This is a genomic window from Streptomyces sp. NPDC020845, from assembly GCF_044334165.1.
GTDB lineage: Bacteria > Actinomycetota > Actinomycetes > Streptomycetales > Streptomycetaceae > Streptomyces.
The window spans coordinates 402,978-417,690 of record NZ_JBIRSJ010000011.1 but is presented as its reverse complement, the minus strand read 5'-3'; the positions used below and the strand labels follow the sequence as shown (position 1 = coordinate 417,690).

Sequence of the window (14,713 nt, the reverse complement as noted above, 5' to 3'; positions counted from 1 at the left end):
ATGAGGAGTCAAAGTGCCGGTGGGGGGACCGGGCCCGCAGACACGCGCGCGGTTCAGCCGTCTGCCCCGATGAGCAGCCCGGATGTCGGTACCCCGGTGCCCGCCGTGACCAGGACGCGGGCCGCGTGCGGGACCTGGTTCACGGAGGTGCCGCGTATCTGGCGGACCGCTTCGGCTATCCCGTTCATCCCGTGCAGATACGCCTCCCCGAGCTGACCGCCATGGGTGTTGAGCGGCAGCGCGCCGTCGGCGACAAAGCCCGGGGCCTCCCCCCGCCCGCAGAAGCCGAACTCCTCCAGCTGCATCAGCACAAACGGCGTGAAGTGGTCGTAGAGGATGCCCACGTCGATGTCGTCAGGGGTCAGCCCGCTGTTGCGCCACAGCTGGCGGGCGACCACTCCCATCTCCGGCAGGCCGGTCAGATCGTCCCGGTAGAAGCTCGTCATCTGCTCCTGCCCCCGGCCCGCGCCCTGCGCCGCGGCGGTGATCACGGCGGGCGGACGCGGCAGATCGCGCGCGCGCTCGATGCTGGTGACCACGAGGGCCTGGCCGCCGTCGGTCTCCTGGCAGCAGTCCAGCAGCCGCAGCGGCTCGACGATCCAGCGGGAGGCGGCGTGGTCGGCGAGGGTGATCGGCTTGCCGTAGAAGTACGCGGCCGGGTTGGTGGCGGCGTGGCGGCGGTCCACGACAGCCACATGGCCGAAGACGTCCGGAGCCAGGCTGTAGCTGTGCAGATAGCGCTGCGCGGCCATGGCGACCCAGGAGGCGGGGGTCAGCAGGCCGAAGGGCAGCGCCCAGCCGAGCGCGGTGCCTTCGGCCGACGGCTCGCGGTGCTGCACCCCGGACCCGAAGCGACGGCCGGAGCGCTCATTGAACGCGCGGTAACAGACCACGACGTCGGCGACGCCCGTGGCCACGGCGAGCGCGGCCTGTTGGACGGTGGCACAGGCGGCTCCCCCGCCGTAGTGGACGCGGGAGAAGAACGAGAGCTCGCCGATGCCGCACGCCTGCGCCACGGTGATCTCGGGGCTGGTGTCCATGGTGAAGGTGACCAGCCCGTCGACGTCGGCGGGGGTGAGTCCGGCGTCGTCCAGGGCGGTCTGCACGGCCTCGACGGCCAGTTTCAGCTCGCTACGGCCGGAGTCCTTGGAGAACTCGGTGGCCCCGATGCCCACGACGGCCGCCCGGCCGCCGAGCGTGTCGGCTCCGCGGACGCTCATCGTGCCTCCCCCCGCAGAGTGTCCGCCTCGCGCTGGGCGGAGTCCGCGTCACGCTGGGCGGAGTCCGCGTCACGCTGTGGGGAGTCCGCGTCACGCTGTGGGGAGTCCGTCGCGCTCGCTGGGAAATCCAGGGACAGCCGCACGGTGACCTTGCCCATGACGTGGTTTCCGATGCCGTTGCGCCCGGTCACCGAGACCTCCGCGGTGCCGTCGGTGACCGCCGTGACCTGCCCGGTCAGCACCATCTCGTCGCCGGGGTAGTTGGGTGCGCCGAGCCGGATGGCGACCTTCTGGAGCCGGACGTGCGGCCCGAAGTGATCCGTGATGTACCGGCCGACCAGGCCATTGGTCGTCAGGATGTTCATAAAGATGTCCGGGGAGCCCTTCTCCTTGGCCGCCTCGGCATCGTGGTGGACGTCCTGGTAATCGCGGGAGGCGATCGCGCCGGAGACGATGAGTGTCCGGGTGATCGGAATACGCAGCGGTGGCAGCTCGTCGCCGACGCGGACCGTCATCCGGCCACCCCCGTCAGCTCATCGCCCAGCTCGGCCAGGAGCGCGGGCGCCGGTCCGAGATACGCGTCCAGCTGTCGGCCCCACAGAAAGTGCCGGTGGACCGGGTGCTCCACATCGGCGCCGATGCCGCCGTGCAGATGCTGGCCCGAGTGCACCACCCGCTTGCCCGCCTCACAGGCCCACCAGGCCGCGGTGAGCGCATGGGTAGCGGCGGGCAGGCCCTGGTCGTAGCGCCAGGCCGCCTCGTACGCTGTGACCCGGATGGCCTCGGTGTCCATATGAGCGTCCGCCGCGCGCATCAGCACGCCCTGATGGGTGGAGAGCGGGCGGCCGAACTGCTCGCGAACCGCGGTGTGGTGGACCACCCGGTCGAGCGAGCCCCGGCAGACCCCGGCCTGCAGCCCGGCGAACGCGGTGCGGGCCCGACCGAGCACATCGGCATGGGTCCCCTCGCCACCAAGCAGCTCGGCGGGCGCGCCGTCCAGGGTCAGCCGGCCCGCCGCCCACGGCGCGGTGGTCTCAACGGCCTCGACCAGAGCGGCGCCGGCCCCATCCGCAGCGGTCCCGTCCGCCTCGCTCCCGGCGGCTTCGGTCCTGTTGTCTGCGGTCCCGCCGCCTTCGGTTCCGCTGCCTTCGGTCCCGCCGCCTTCGGTCCCGCTGTCTTCGGTCTTGTCGGCTTCGGTCCCGACGGCGCGGACGTCGACCAGGAAGCAGCGCGGCTCCGCCCGTAACCCCGCAGAGGCCGCGGGGCCCGCATCCGTACGCTGGGCCCCCTCCGCCTCATGACCCACCCCTGCCTCATGGGTCACCCCTGCCTCATGGGTCACCCCTGCCTCATGGGCCCACACCACGACATCGGCCGGCACCAGGACATGGGTCGCCGCCCGGAGCCAGGGCACGGCAGGGAAGGCGCCGCTCAGCCGCCAGCCATGCGCCGTCCGACGAGCGGTGGCCACCCCCGAGTCGAACGCGCCCGTCGCCACCGCGGTGCCCTCCCGCAGGGCGGGCAGCAGCCGGTCTCGCTGCTCCGCCGTGCCATGGACGGCCACCGGCAGCACTCCGTACGCACATGTCACCGCGAGCGGCACCTGGGCAGTGGTCCTGCCCTGCTCCTCCAGCAACAGAACGAGCCCGACCAGGCCGATCTCCTCCACAGCGGCCGGAAGCCCCGCGGCGCACAGCGCCTTCCACAGCTCGGCGTCCGTGCCACTGCCGAGAGCGGACAGCCGCTCGTGGGCGGACAGGTCGCCGAAGATCTCCGCCGCCAGCTCGCGCGCGGCTCGCTGCTCCACGGTGGGCGCGAAGTCCATCAGGCCACCGCCCCTCGGAAGGCGGGAAGCTCCAAGTCGGCGTCCACGCGGATGAATTCCAGCTCGACGGGCATCCCGATGCGGACCTTGTCGTACGGCACCCCCGTGATGTTGCTGATCATCCGCACCCCTTCCGCGAGCTCGATCAGGCCTACGGCGTACGGAGGGTCGAAGGCCGGGAACGGCGGGTGGTGCATGACGACATAGCTGAACACCGTCCCGGCGCCCGACGCCTCGACCGTCGCCCACTCCTGGCAGCCGCACGCACCACATCCGGGGAGCCAGGGGAAGCGGAGTGTCCCGCAGTCCGTGCAGCGCTGGATGAGCAGTCTGTGCTCGGCGACCCCCGCCCAGAAGCCGGCGTTGTCACGGTTGATCACGGGGCGCGGCCGCCTCGCCTCCTTCACCACCCCTGTCCGCTCCTTCGCCGTCCGCTCCTTCCCCGCCGATGTCCGCCGCGCCGGGGCGTACTTGAGGATGCGGAAACGGTGTTCTCCGACCAGCTCCCCACCCGCCCGGATGTCCATACGCGTCGTGACGAAATGGCCGGAGCCCAGTTTGGTGGTCTTGCGGGGCGAGACCGACTCGATCACCGCGTCGAAGGTGATCCGATCGCCCGGCCGCAAAGGGCGCAGATACTCCTGCTCGCAGTCCGTGGCGACGACCGAGGTGCAGCCCGCCCCGTCGAGGAGGGCCAACAGCTCGTCGTACGCCTCGGACCGAGCCGAGCCGCCCACATGGCCGGACAGCCCGCCCATCGTCCATACCTGCAGCATCGTCGGCGGTGCGATGGCCGGATAGGCGGGGTTGGCGTCGCCCATCGCCTCGCACCAGTGCCTGATCATCGGCTCGTTGACCGGATCCTTGCCCTCGCCCCCGGACGCAGCCGCCCGGCCCACGTACGCCCGCAGCCGCCCGTAGAAGTCATCAGCGCAGGAGCCATCACCAGCCGTCCGCTCACCAGCGGCCCCCTCACCGACCGTCCGCTCACCGGTCATCGCTGCCCCCGCCGCATGCCGAGGCGCATCGTGGCCACGATTTCCCGCTGTACCTCACTCGCACCGCCCCCGAAGGTGTTGATCTGCGCGGCCCGGTTCATCCGCTCGAGCTCGCCGTCGCCGAACGCGCCCGGCGATCCCGCCCGGATCAGCCCCGCTTCCCCCACAATCTCCTGACACATCCTGTACACCTCGACGGCGCTTTCGGTTCCCGCGAACTTGACTCCGCTCGCATCGCCCGGGCTCAGCGTCCCCGCCCCCACATCCCCCACCAGCCGCCAGTTGAGCAGCCGGGTGGCCGCCAGCCGGGCGTGCGCCTCCGCGAGCCGGGACCGCACCCAGGGCTGGTCGACGGGGCGCACACCGGTCTGCGGATCCGGCGTGCGGGCGTGGGCGAGCGCCGCCTCGTAGAAGTCCTCGGCCTGCATGCCGATGGCGGCGAGCGCGACCCGCTCGTGGTTGAGCTGGTTGGTGATCAGTCCCCAGCCGCCGTTCTCCTCACCCACGAGGTGGTCGGCCGGGACGCGGACCGAGTCGTAGTACGTCGCCGTGGTGGTCAGTCCCGCCACCGTCTCGATCGGCGTCCAGGAGAAGCCGGGAGTGTCGGTCGGCACCAGGATGATGGAGATGCCTTCGTGTTTGCGGGCCGCCGGATCGGTGCGGCAGGCCAGCCAGATCCAGTCGGCGTTGTGCGCGTTGCTGGTGAAGGTCTTGGCCCCGTCGATCAGCCACTCGTCGCCGTCCCGCACGGCCCTGGTGCGCAGGGAGGCGAGGTCCGTGCCGGCCTCCGGCTCCGAGTAGCCGATGGCGAAGACGACTTCGCCGCTGAGGATGCGTGGCAGGAAGGTCCGCTTCTGCTCCTCGGTGCCGTACTTCATCAGCGTCGGGCCGACGGTGTTGAGCGTGACCATGGAGACCGGAGCGCCCGCCCGGTACGCCTCGTCGAAGAAGACGAACTGCTCGTCGGGGCCGCGCCCTTGGCCGCCGTACTCGACGGGCCAGCCGAGCCCCAGCAGACCGTCGGCGCCGATGCGCCGCAGCAGTTGCCGCTGCAGGGCCGGGTCATTCGGCAGCGCGGCGCGCGTCTCGGGGCTGATCAGATCGCGGAAGTAGCCGCGGAGTTCCTCGCGCAGCCGCCGCTGGCGGGGGGTGGGGGCGAGGTGCATGGGCAGCGGTCTCCCCTTCGCTCGACGGCGTCGCACATCCGGGCCGAAAGCTTTCTGACTATCCGTCAGATAATTCGGCGCTGTCAAGGTCGCACGACCGCGGACAAGGCGGTGCGGCGGCACCCCAGTACCACCGCACGGCCGTATGACCTCAACCGTCCCCTGGAATCAATGAATCACTTCCTCCACGGTCGACAGGACTCGGAGAGACGCGCAGCCAGAGTTGCCCAGCCGATCATCGGCGAACCACACAACCCGGCTCATTACCACGCAAGCATGATTGAGGCGCGTGGGCGCAGCGCGCGTGGCGAGGGCGCGCGGAACGTTTAAAAGGGCTCGCCTACCTCTCACTTTCGGCCACCATCAGCGGCGACACCGCCGTCACGATCCCAAGTTGTACAGAAAGTGACCTGTGCGCTACGCGTTTCAGTGGGACTATCGTGAGGGCACGACGAGACGCTCCGTGTGGGGATGGCACGGCCGCTGGTCGGCGCTTCCGCACCCAGGCGGACAGTGAATCCGGTTTCCCGCTCTCCCCATGACCGGACGCTCGGCAACCGTGACAGCGACACCGAGTCGGGACCAGGGGGAGCCGTGCACGAGCTCTATGCACAGGGGTGGTTCGCACACTTCGTGTTACCCATGGGGCTCTGCGCGCTGGTCACCTGGATCTCTCTGGTGTACCGGTTCGCCGAGAAGGGCCGACTGCTGGGGACCACGCGGTCGATGGCACTGTGCGGCACGATCATGGCCTGCACCTGCGCCGCGGCGCTGATCACCATCACACTCCTGCTGCCCCACGCCGCCGACGTACCGCCCGCCGTGGCCGCGGCCGCCGCCGGAGGCGCGCTGGCCCCGCGGGTCCGCCAGCAGCAGAACCAGCAGTCCACCCCGCCTTTCGTCGCCGTGATCACCCTGGGGATCGCCGTACTGCTCGGCCATCTGGAACGGCGGCTGGTCCACGACATGTACTGCCACTGCGAACGGATGGTCCGGGACTTCCAGGACATCGCGCAGCTCCGCATGTTCGCCTTCGACGCCCGCGCGCACCTGTACGGCTGTGCCCTGCAGGCCAAGGACAAGGCGGCCATCGACGGTCTGTACGAAGACGTGGTGGCGCTACTGGACGAGGCCACGAAGGTCGAGGCCGAAGTCGAGGCGAACCGACGGCAGCGAGAACTGCAGGACTTCCCCAAAGAGCTGCACAGCCGGACGAAAGAGGAGGCGGAAGACTGCCGGCAGGCCCTGGCCAAGGCCAAGGAAGCCTGCGTGCAGATGCTCAAATTCGGCTACAAGCACGGGAAGCGCAGCGGCGACAGGGACCTCATGCGAATCCGGCAGACGGCGATGGCCGTCGAACCGCTCGCAGAGGCCCCCGCGCCACATCTGTGACGCACCCGTCCCGACCCCTCTTCAATGGGTATAGACGTACGCGTCGGAACCGCCGTGCCGCATCGTGGTCACGTCCTGCGGGACGGCCTTGGGCTCGGCGAAGCTGATTCTCACGTCGAGTTCAAGCGCCTCCGCCACGGCGGCGAGGCTGCGCAGCGTCAGATTCTCGTCGCCGGAGAGGATCTGACTCACCCGCCCCGGGCTCACACCCATCAGCCTGGCGAGGTCAGCCCGGCTCATGTCGCGCTTGCCCAACACCCCGGCCACCTCCACGGTGGCCTGCCGAGCGAGCCGCGCACCGGCGGCGTCGGCGGCCTCCGCCCTCACACCTTTGCTCTTCCACGGCAAGATGCATCACTCCAAACCAAGCGGGTCGCCTTCCTGGCCTCACTCCTCGCTTCACAGTGTCAGGATCCCACCTTTAGCTTCACCTAAAAGCCCACTTTCGGCTCAATCTCGCGAGGAGCCGCCGGATCGCGCCTCACTTCCCGGCTGTGACCTGCAACGACGGCAGGCACCATACGATTTCGGCCAGATCGCGGCCGGAGGGGGCGTTCGGGCCCTCTTCCGTGCGTGCAGGGTGCGCACAGAAGGGGCGCCCCGCCCAGGTGACAGACCTGCGCGCGTCGGCCTGCACGCTGCCGGACGAGGGCTGGGGCGAACTGGTGCTGTCCGGCAGCACTCCCCGCGTCGGCTCCGCCTGGACGGTCAGCAGGGAGTCGTACGACACCAGGGGCCTCAAGCGACGGGCCCGTAAGGCGACTCGGTCCGTGCCCATCCCGCCCGTCCTGGTGCGCCTCCTGCGGGCTCACATCAAGGAGTACGGCGCGAGGACATCAGCGAGGGCAAGGCGGGTATCCCGCTCACCGCCGCCCTCACCGCCGCGGACGAGGCGGACGGCTGCGCCCCGCTCCATAAGTCCTGATCATCCCTCCATGGCCGTTAGGCGCTAAAAGCGTTCAACGCCGGGAAAATTATCCGCGAATTGTCACGCCTTCTCGTTAAGTTCGCCTTACAAGCGATCCGGTCAGCAAAGAACCCGTCTTCTGCTGTTAGCTTCATACGGCTGTAACCGCAGAACCAGGGGAGAATGAATTGCGCATCAAGAAAATCGTTCAGGGCGGAATATCCGCACTGGCCATGGCGGCGTTCGCAGTGGCCATGGCGCCGGGCTCTGCTCAGGCGATTTCCTGGGACCACGGGCCGCTGTATGACGGCGGCAGGGCCGCGGCGGCCTACTTCGAGGAGAACGGCGACCATGTGAAGGTCTGCGACACCAAGGCCGACGGCAAGAAGGCGTGGGTGAACGTCTACGACCACATGACCGGCAAGTTCTTGTACAGCCTCACCGACACCAAGAACGACGGGAAGTGCAGTTACCGGCACGCGTCGGACGGCGGCGTGTACAACCTTCCGGAAAGCCACGACATTGGCTTCTCGGTCTCGAAGGAGCCCTCGGACAATACAGATTCCGAGTATTACGTGTACTTCAACGACCACTAGGAATCGTCCAGTTGAGTGACACCGAGCGGAAACGGCGGCGGCCGTTCCCGCTCGGCCGTTCCGCCCCCCTTCTCAAGCCATGCGGATGACGTTCCAGGAGAGAGGCTCCAGGGCGGTGCGGAGGGATGGCGAAGACGGTGACCGCGCCCGTCGTCTTGTCGCGGACCGCCGTCGCGTGGAGGAAAGGGGCCTCGCCGTAGCGAGCCGTCGCGTACGGCGGGCCCGTGGAGGCTTCGGTCCTGCGCGATGCGCGACGGCCACGTCTCCACGCCTCGCCTTCTACGCCAAGCAGCCCTGGGCATCGGGCGGGCGGAGTGAGACACCGCCAACGCAGAAAGGGCACCCCTTCGATCGGGGCGCCCATTCTGACCTGCTCGTTCTCTCACCTGGGCGGAGGCTGAGGGATTTGAACCGCCGACAAGCGCGTGTTGACAGTCGGCCACGCGCGCCCGCAGATCGAAGCGATGGCTTGCCTCGCGTCGGCCGCCGAGTGCCGGGCGCGGCTGTCCGAGTACCTGAATCAACAACCAGGGGGCGACCTGCGCACCTGGCTGCGCGCCATGCGCCAGGGCTTCGTGGACTTCATTGAAGCTGGCGGCCCCGAGGGCGGACGTTTTGGTCCCGGCTCGGACAGGAGGTTCAACGAGGCATTGGCAAGGCTGCGAGACCGAATCCAACAGCAGGCCGACGAAATCTCGGACCGCTACAAGCTTGCAGGCCTCAGCCTGCCTGAACACGAGGGCTGGCCAACAGGTCCCTAACGGGACTTGGCCTATGGTGACCAGCAAAAACCCAGCTCCCCAAGATCCCCAGAAAGACCCAGGCAAGAAGAAAGGCCCTCGGCCTGCCCAGCGGGACGCCGCCAGCCTCTCGTCTCGGCTCGATCCGGCCCTATGGCTCGCATACGACAATCTACCGATAGTGACGCTGTCAGTGCCTCATGGCTTTCCGGATGAGCAAAAAAATCCCGATGCCGACCAAGGCTGCCCCCATAAGGATCAAGAGCGCCCCGAGGACGGTCAAGATCATCCCAATAAGGATCAAGATCGTCCCGATGATGAGAAGAAAGATCGCGAGGGCCACCATGGTGCACGCCTCCCTTCCCTCCCGACTGTGGTCCCTTCCCGTCTCCCGTGCAAACGCTTCCGGATGGGACTGCGAGGTGAAGGGTGAATCGCCAACGCCGGTAGTTCGGAACGAAGAGGCCGCCTGACGCCGGCCGTGACGCCAACGGCCCCGTAAGCCGACGCCACCAGCGGACGGCAACGGACCGCCAAGCCAGGCGAAACGGCCACCGGCAGCCGCCTCACCCCGCCTGAAAAGCGAAAGTTCACCGGTTCGACCCCGCCCCGTCCCAGCTCCGGCGCAGGTTGTCCGGCTCGTACGGCATCCCGATCCGGGCAGGACACCGGCCAAAGCCGCTCCACCGACTCGGGCACGTGCCCCCCCGCGTGCCCGGTCGAGCGGGAAACCACGGGGAACAGCGGCCAACGGCGGGCAGTGGACAAGGCGAAGGCCCCCGACCTCGATTGCAGGTCAGGGGCCATATAGCGGCGGAGGCTGAGGGATTTGAACCCTCGGTGACATCGCTGCCACGACGGTTTTCAAGACCGCTCGGCGGCCGGAGGTCAGACCGTCTTTGAGCAGCCGTTCCTTGACCGAGGGGTGCTCCGCGCGGTGAAAACTGGCCAGAGGATGGCCGCACTGCCCCCGACAGCGCTTATCTGGGCGTGGCCGACACGGTGTCTCCAGGAGCACCGCTCTGGGAGTTCGATCCGTACGTGGCTCACATCTGGAACTACGCCGTTACTTCGTCTACCGGAAGCTCCACAGAACCGCTGACATGCGCCACTGTTGATGTCAGCGGTGGATGTCAGCGCGCCACACGAAGGCTGGACTCAGCCCGGTACTGCTGCACCCATCATCAAGGCGAAGCAAGCCCCGCCAACGACGCCTTCATAGAAGCCAGCAACCATCTGGCGACCAGCCCTGTCCAGGCCTAATCAGTGCCGCGCTGGCCGCAACCTTGCAGCCTGCGAGTCAGAGGAGGCACTGGCGTAAGCGGCTTTCTTGTCAGTCCTGGCTGTTGATTAGTACCTCTGTCGCCAATAGGCGGGCTAGAGCGACATCAGGTTTTAGGCTGTTAGCTTCTGTGCTCCTCGGAAGCAAGACGGGAATGGAGTCATACTTCGGGTCATCCTTCGCGTGCACGATCCTATTCCTTAGGGCATAAATACGTTTTGCGGCCTGAGTAGGAAGCGGATCACTCTTGAGATGCATTACCACTTCAGGAACACCTGAAATCGGCCCTTTGTTGCTGAAGTGTTTCATATCTGCCGATTTGAAGAACTCGGTGATTTTATCGACGCGCACGAAGTCACGCAGAAGAACCTTGAGTTGATCCTCTTCGCTGACCTGCTTGGTTCGCTCAATCGAGTTCATCAGCTTGATTAGGGTCACATCCTTGTTCTCGTCAAAGAACGGGTCGCGCAACTCGCGGCGGAGCACCTTAAGTGCGTCCCGCCGGTGAGCCATCGGTAGGAAATGCTCCAGCACCTGATAATACGACAAGAATACGTAGGGAGGGTTGTCTAGTGTCTCGGAAGCAAACGAGAATAGGGCTGCTACTTCTCGGGGCACCTTCACCCTTGGGAACCGAATCCTAGGAACCTCCCTGGGGGCGTCGAACGAGACGCGCACCCTTTCACGTGGTGCAAAAATCAAAGAAATCCCGTTCCGAATATCGAGCTCGAAGATCGTTCGGCTAGCAAGTTCGAGTGAGCTCTCAGCAACCTTCGCCTCGTCCATGCTTTGATCGAAGATCACCTTTAGCGAGTAGTCTCTAGGCCCTCCATCTAGCGGGTGGTCTGAGACGAAGCTCCATGGATTAGTCAAGAACTCTGCTGTGGGGCTCGCAAGAGACAGCTCTATGCAGGTTTTCTCTTGTCTGGAGTTGACATGGAATCCGACAGTCCTTTTCTCCCCCGATGGCTTCAGTGCGGAGATTGAGGAGATTGGAGGGTTTGGCGTGAAATCGTGCCCGCAGGTCCTTTCGTTAGCTTCCCAATCCTGCCTTTCGAGGACACGGAGTTGGATCATGCCGAGGCTGCGATGGACCCTGACATAGTACTCGGCGGTCCTCTTACTGCTGTTTACGACTCCGGTGTACTCCTCGTGCTGAGTAGCCCCTCTGATAAGGTCATCTGCGACTTCAGAGACTTTATCCCAAGCAATGAAGCGGAAGGTATCACGGGACCGCTTCGCGGTCTCTTTGTCGGTGAATACCGCTACGCCATTGCGCTCGCCTTTGAGTTCGAAACCGTGAGCCTCGATGGCGCGCACTGAAGCCTTCTGGAATTCTTCAAGGCGATCTATCGTCTGCTCGCGATCGAGGTTCTCCCGACCGTCGTCCATGTCCCCCACCCTTTACCTAAGTGTCGCCACCACGGATACTCGGTTGCTTACCTTATCGAGCGGAGTGCGTTTCTGCAGATATTTCACCAAGGTCGGCGGAGCGTGATCATGGCCCCGTAAGCTTCCGGCGCGTCAGGCAGTCTGTGGACCTGCCCGCTAAAGCGCGACGTGGGGCCATGATCTTCGAGGCTCGCGTGAAGTGGCTGCCTAAAGCCGTGGAGCCGACCGGCCTCAGCCACAGAGGGTTTTTCTACCTCTGCCCGCATGCACGCAGCGCGCCGCCGGGCGGGGCCGCCGCTGGCGAAGACAGAGCGGCGGCCCCGCCGACAAGGCGGCGCGCGCCCGCGCCGTGCGCGGGCCTTGACGAAGCAGGGAAAGTTCGGCCGTACACAGAGCCTCCGCCGTGCCGGACCGTTCACCCACAGGTGAGCGCCAGAGGGGTAGACGGAAGTGCCTCAGCCAGTGATGCCTGACGTGGGAAGCTTTTGCCAGAGAAGCGCCACCATCAGCACGTCGGCGAAGTCGAGGAAGGGGAGTCAACGTGCCGCAGGCCAGTCCGCGAGGTACGTACTTGCAGATCTCGGAGTCTCTGCGCCAGAAGATCGAGAAGGGCAAGATCAGCGAGGTGCTGCCCTCCGAGGCAGAGCTGATGCGTACCTACGGTGTCGGCCGCTCCACGGTCGGGCGGGCGCTTAAAGCTCTTAAAGCCGACGGAGTGATCGAGTCTGTACAGGGCGCTGGCTGGTACGTCACGGGGACGGGCGACCGCCGGCCGCTCGTGGAGAAGGTGACTGATCTCCTGCGAGGCCCGGACGTTGAGGTGGGCGCCCCCTTCCCATCCGAGAACGAGCTGTGTGAACAGTTCGGGGTATCTCGCACGGCGGTGCGCTCCGCGATCGCGCAGATGGAGGGCCGAGGGCTCATCGCGATGGGCCCGAACCGCCGGCGGCAGGTTCGGGCTCTCCCGGAGGAGCGGGCGGACTCGTAGCCTTGGCCACCATGGATCTCACAGAGCGGGCTTATGGCCTCGCCGAATCGCTGCTGTCGGAACCGCTCCCGCGGCGCTGGTCGCACTCCCTTGGGGTGGCCGAGCGGGCCCGCTCGCTCCGGCCGATTCTCGGCGAGGACGCCGGCCCTATGGAGGCGGCGGCAGTACTGCATGACGTCGGTTACTCGCCCCAGATCGCCTCCACCGGGTTCCACCCGCTCGACGGCGCCCGCTTTCTACGCGATCAGGAAGGCATCGATGAGCGCGTCGTCCGCCTGGTGGCTCACCACTCCTTCGCGCTCCTGGAAGCCGAGGAGCGCGGTCTCCAGGCGGAGCTGGAGACCGAATTCGAGCTCGAGCGCCCGGAGCTGGTCGACGCGCTCGTGTTCTGCGACATGACGACCACCCCGGTCGGCACGCCTACAACCTCCAACGCTCGCGTTGCCGAGATCGTCAGCCGGTACGGGCCCGACACCGTCGTCGGGCGGTTCATCCAACGAGCAGCCCCCGAGATCCACGCGGCGGTGCATCGCGTGGAGGGACGCCTCTCCGCAGCGCAAGCGGCAGGTCAGCCGATGTAGGGAGCGGTGCGCGACCCGTCCAGGCCGTGAGTGATCCGGAGCCGCATTGACGGGTGGATGTCCAGCTTGTCGAGGTCCGCTGGGGAGACCCAGCGGACCTCCTTGGATTCGGAGCTGGTACGCAGCGCGCCGCCGACGGGGCGGGCATGGAAGCAGATCGAGAACTGTTGCCGGACCTCGCCGTCGTCGTAGGACATGACGTGCTGAGGGTCGGTGTAGAGCCCCACGATGTCTTCCACGACGACCGAGATTCCGGTCTCCTCCTCCACCTCTCGCACGACCGTTTGCGCGATGCTTTCGCCGACATCGTGACCGCCGCCCGGCAGAGCCCACAGATCGTTGTCGGTCTTGTGGATGAGCAGGAGGTTCCCGTTCTCATCGCGTACGACGGCGGTGACCGACGGTACGACTGAATTGGCCTGGGGCGCGTTCGGGTCGCGGAAGTAGTCGATACGGCTCATGCGGCTGTGCCTTCGTAGTCGGTGGGTGAGGCGATGCGGCGAGCGGTCTCCCAGACGCGTTCCACGCTGTCCGCGTACGTGTCGAACAGCTCGCCCCCGGGGACGCGCTGCAGGTGGAGGACGGGCGCCAGGTAGGCGCCGACTCCGTAGACGTGGCCGTTCGCCAGGAGCTCGTTGTCGGCGCGGTAGATCGAGTTGTACAGCGTCGTGTCGTGGAGCCTGAACTCCACGTTGGGGAGGCCGAACAGCGGCGCGTAGTTGAGTAGCGCGTTTCGGATCTTCCCCGCCATCGCCGAACCGATGCCCTCGTCTTCACCCCGTACGGCGACGGCCGGGCTAGAGGGGTCGCCCATCATGAAGCGCACGGGGACGCCGGCCGCCGACTTCTCTCGCACGAGTCGGTGGAACCGCGGGTCCTCCGTCAACCAGAAGCCGGAGTACACCAGCACGTCGAACTGCGTGACGGCATCGGCGTACAGCTTGGTCCAGGCATCCTGCGGGACGACGGAGCGGTGGGGGTAGAGCTTCAGGACCTCCGAATCGCTGGACGCCGCTACCTCCTCGGAGGTCCGCTCATCCGACCAGAGGTACGAGACCTCACGTCGCAGCATCGAGGCGACGGCGTACTGAAACCGCCGGTAGGGCTTGCGGTTCGGCTCGGAGATCCAGCGCTCAACGGTCTTCGGAGACACGCCTAGTCGCTGTGCTACCTGCTCGAGCGTCAGGCCACTCTCCACGATGGCCCCGCGCAGCCTTTCGTTCGCCATGCGGTCTCCCCCCACCTGGGACGTCCTGGGACGACTTTGACTGTAGCGGGTCGTGCGCAAGCCGTACATGCGCGGAGTCGAGTGTCCGTCACTTCGCCGCGACGCTGGTCATGTTGCTGATCGAGGGCGACAGTTCCGGCATCGAGAGCCACGCAAGTTGACGATGCGAAATTGATCTGCCACCTTGAGGAGCAAGTAATACATGCTTCGCTTCGGCGGTGCGTGAGACCTCGCTATGCGTGCGCCCGGAGAGCCCCGTGAGACGGGTTCGAAGGAAGCGCTCGCTCTTTGAGAACTCCATAGAGTGCCGACCCAGCCACATGAACACGTGTGGTCGATGGGTGCGGTGTCACCACCCCGACCGCCCATGTCGGGCCGGGTGACCCGCCTGGCTCCGC

General features: G+C 66.7%; 15 protein-coding genes, 1 tRNA gene and 1 pseudogene. 6 read left to right on the top strand and 11 right to left on the bottom strand.

Going from position 1 to position 14,713, the window contains the following annotated elements; genetic code table 11:
- Positions 1–53: 53 nt before the first annotated feature.
- The 5 genes and pseudogenes from ACH4U7_RS30505 to ACH4U7_RS30485 form a co-directional block, all read right to left on the bottom strand.
- On the bottom strand, positions 54–1,220 hold the full coding sequence (locus tag ACH4U7_RS30505) for a lipid-transfer protein (RefSeq protein ID WP_398531012.1): 1,167 nt from the start codon (positions 1,218–1,220) through the stop codon (positions 54–56).
- A 134-nt stretch (positions 1,221–1,354) separates the two neighbouring features.
- Positions 1,355–1,735, bottom strand: a pseudogene (locus tag ACH4U7_RS30500) (MaoC family dehydratase); the annotation flags it as partial.
- The gene (locus tag ACH4U7_RS30495; RefSeq protein ID WP_398531011.1) at positions 1,732–3,045 is read right to left on the bottom strand and encodes an acyl-CoA dehydrogenase family protein; all 1,314 of its coding nucleotides are present in this window, start codon (positions 3,043–3,045) and stop codon (positions 1,732–1,734) included. The gene ACH4U7_RS30495 and the pseudogene ACH4U7_RS30500, both read right to left, overlap by 4 nt.
- Positions 3,045–4,043 carry a bifunctional MaoC family dehydratase N-terminal/OB-fold nucleic acid binding domain-containing protein gene (locus ACH4U7_RS30490; RefSeq protein WP_398531010.1) on the bottom strand — a complete coding sequence of 333 codons (999 nt, stop codon included), beginning with the start codon at positions 4,041–4,043 and terminating at the stop codon, positions 3,045–3,047. Before ACH4U7_RS30490 ends, ACH4U7_RS30495 begins: the two co-directional genes overlap by 1 nt.
- On the bottom strand, positions 4,040–5,209 hold the full coding sequence (locus ACH4U7_RS30485) for an acyl-CoA dehydrogenase family protein (RefSeq protein ID WP_398531009.1): 1,170 nt from the start codon (positions 5,207–5,209) through the stop codon (positions 4,040–4,042). Before ACH4U7_RS30485 ends, ACH4U7_RS30490 begins: the two co-directional genes overlap by 4 nt.
- A gap of 594 nt (positions 5,210–5,803) precedes the next feature.
- Here ACH4U7_RS30485 and ACH4U7_RS30480 point away from each other — a divergent pair.
- Complete coding sequence (locus tag ACH4U7_RS30480; protein WP_398531008.1) at positions 5,804–6,601, top strand: hypothetical protein; 798 nt, start codon at positions 5,804–5,806, stop codon at positions 6,599–6,601.
- Between the two features lie 21 nt (positions 6,602–6,622).
- Here ACH4U7_RS30480 and ACH4U7_RS30475 read toward each other — a convergent pair whose 3' ends face one another.
- Together ACH4U7_RS30475 and ACH4U7_RS30470 are read right to left on the bottom strand one after the other, a co-directional pair.
- The gene (locus tag ACH4U7_RS30475; RefSeq protein WP_398531007.1) at positions 6,623–6,928 is read right to left on the bottom strand and encodes a helix-turn-helix domain-containing protein; all 306 of its coding nucleotides are present in this window, start codon (positions 6,926–6,928) and stop codon (positions 6,623–6,625) included.
- A gap of 154 nt (positions 6,929–7,082) precedes the next feature.
- Positions 7,083–7,379 carry a hypothetical protein gene (locus ACH4U7_RS30470; protein ID WP_398531006.1) on the bottom strand — a complete coding sequence of 99 codons (297 nt, stop codon included), beginning with the start codon at positions 7,377–7,379 and terminating at the stop codon, positions 7,083–7,085.
- A gap of 317 nt (positions 7,380–7,696) precedes the next feature.
- Here ACH4U7_RS30470 and ACH4U7_RS30465 point away from each other — a divergent pair, with 317 nt between their 5' ends.
- The 3 genes from ACH4U7_RS30465 (at position 7,697) to ACH4U7_RS30455 (ending at position 9,317) form a co-directional block, all read left to right on the top strand.
- Entirely contained in the window at positions 7,697–8,104 is a 408-nt protein-coding gene (locus ACH4U7_RS30465; RefSeq protein WP_398531005.1) for a hypothetical protein, read from the top strand.
- 428 nt (positions 8,105–8,532) lie between these two features.
- Positions 8,533–8,865 (top strand): hypothetical protein, encoded by a 333-nt coding sequence (locus tag ACH4U7_RS30460; RefSeq protein ID WP_398531004.1) that lies wholly within the window; start codon positions 8,533–8,535, stop codon positions 8,863–8,865.
- Between the two features lie 209 nt (positions 8,866–9,074).
- Positions 9,075–9,317 (top strand): hypothetical protein, encoded by a 243-nt coding sequence (locus ACH4U7_RS30455; RefSeq protein ID WP_398531003.1) that lies wholly within the window; start codon positions 9,075–9,077, stop codon positions 9,315–9,317.
- Between the two features lie 341 nt (positions 9,318–9,658).
- Here the strand turns inward: ACH4U7_RS30455 and ACH4U7_RS30450 are convergent.
- Together ACH4U7_RS30450 and ACH4U7_RS30445 are read right to left on the bottom strand one after the other, a co-directional pair.
- Positions 9,659–9,758, bottom strand: a tRNA-Ser gene (locus tag ACH4U7_RS30450).
- A gap of 419 nt (positions 9,759–10,177) precedes the next feature.
- Positions 10,178–11,518 carry a hypothetical protein gene (locus ACH4U7_RS30445; RefSeq protein ID WP_398531002.1) on the bottom strand — a complete coding sequence of 447 codons (1,341 nt, stop codon included), beginning with the start codon at positions 11,516–11,518 and terminating at the stop codon, positions 10,178–10,180.
- A gap of 541 nt (positions 11,519–12,059) precedes the next feature.
- Between ACH4U7_RS30445 and ACH4U7_RS30440 the strand changes: the two genes are divergently transcribed.
- Together ACH4U7_RS30440 and ACH4U7_RS30435 are read left to right on the top strand one after the other, a co-directional pair.
- Positions 12,060–12,506: a GntR family transcriptional regulator gene (locus tag ACH4U7_RS30440; RefSeq protein WP_398531001.1), complete on the top strand. Its 447-nt coding sequence runs from the start codon at positions 12,060–12,062 to the stop codon at positions 12,504–12,506.
- A gap of 11 nt (positions 12,507–12,517) precedes the next feature.
- A complete protein-coding gene (locus tag ACH4U7_RS30435; RefSeq protein ID WP_398531000.1) occupies positions 12,518–13,087 on the top strand; it encodes an HD domain-containing protein in 570 nt (189 codons plus the stop codon).
- Here ACH4U7_RS30435 and ACH4U7_RS30430 read toward each other — a convergent pair.
- Together ACH4U7_RS30430 and ACH4U7_RS30425 are read right to left on the bottom strand one after the other, a co-directional pair.
- On the bottom strand, positions 13,075–13,548 hold the full coding sequence (locus ACH4U7_RS30430; RefSeq protein WP_398530999.1) for an NUDIX hydrolase: 474 nt from the start codon (positions 13,546–13,548) through the stop codon (positions 13,075–13,077). The genes ACH4U7_RS30435 and ACH4U7_RS30430 overlap by 13 nt on opposite strands.
- The gene (locus tag ACH4U7_RS30425; RefSeq protein WP_398530998.1) at positions 13,545–14,315 is read right to left on the bottom strand and encodes a helix-turn-helix domain-containing protein; all 771 of its coding nucleotides are present in this window, start codon (positions 14,313–14,315) and stop codon (positions 13,545–13,547) included. Before ACH4U7_RS30425 ends, ACH4U7_RS30430 begins: the two co-directional genes overlap by 4 nt.
- Positions 14,316–14,713: the final 398 nt, after the last annotated feature.

What these genes read in the sequence shown, in the direction of transcription:
- ACH4U7_RS30505 (WP_398531012.1), bottom strand. Translation starts at nt 1,220, where the DNA reads ATGAGCGTCCGCGGAGCCGACACGCTCGGCGGCCGGGCGGCCGTCGTG.
- ACH4U7_RS30495 (WP_398531011.1), bottom strand. Translation starts at nt 3,045, where the DNA reads ATGGACTTCGCGCCCACCGTGGAGCAGCGAGCCGCGCGCGAGCTGGCG.
- ACH4U7_RS30490 (WP_398531010.1), bottom strand. Translation starts at nt 4,043, where the DNA reads ATGACCGGTGAGCGGACGGTCGGTGAGGGGGCCGCTGGTGAGCGGACG.
- ACH4U7_RS30485 (WP_398531009.1), bottom strand. Translation starts at nt 5,209, where the DNA reads ATGCACCTCGCCCCCACCCCCCGCCAGCGGCGGCTGCGCGAGGAACTC.
- ACH4U7_RS30470 (WP_398531006.1), bottom strand. Translation starts at nt 7,379, where the DNA reads ATGGGCACGGACCGAGTCGCCTTACGGGCCCGTCGCTTGAGGCCCCTG.
- ACH4U7_RS30455 (WP_398531003.1), top strand. Translation starts at nt 9,075, where the DNA reads ATGCCGACCAAGGCTGCCCCCATAAGGATCAAGAGCGCCCCGAGGACG.
- ACH4U7_RS30445 (WP_398531002.1), bottom strand. Translation starts at nt 11,518, where the DNA reads ATGGACGACGGTCGGGAGAACCTCGATCGCGAGCAGACGATAGATCGC.
- ACH4U7_RS30435 (WP_398531000.1), top strand. Translation starts at nt 12,518, where the DNA reads ATGGATCTCACAGAGCGGGCTTATGGCCTCGCCGAATCGCTGCTGTCG.
- ACH4U7_RS30430 (WP_398530999.1), bottom strand. Translation starts at nt 13,548, where the DNA reads ATGAGCCGTATCGACTACTTCCGCGACCCGAACGCGCCCCAGGCCAAT.
- ACH4U7_RS30425 (WP_398530998.1), bottom strand. Translation starts at nt 14,315, where the DNA reads ATGGCGAACGAAAGGCTGCGCGGGGCCATCGTGGAGAGTGGCCTGACG.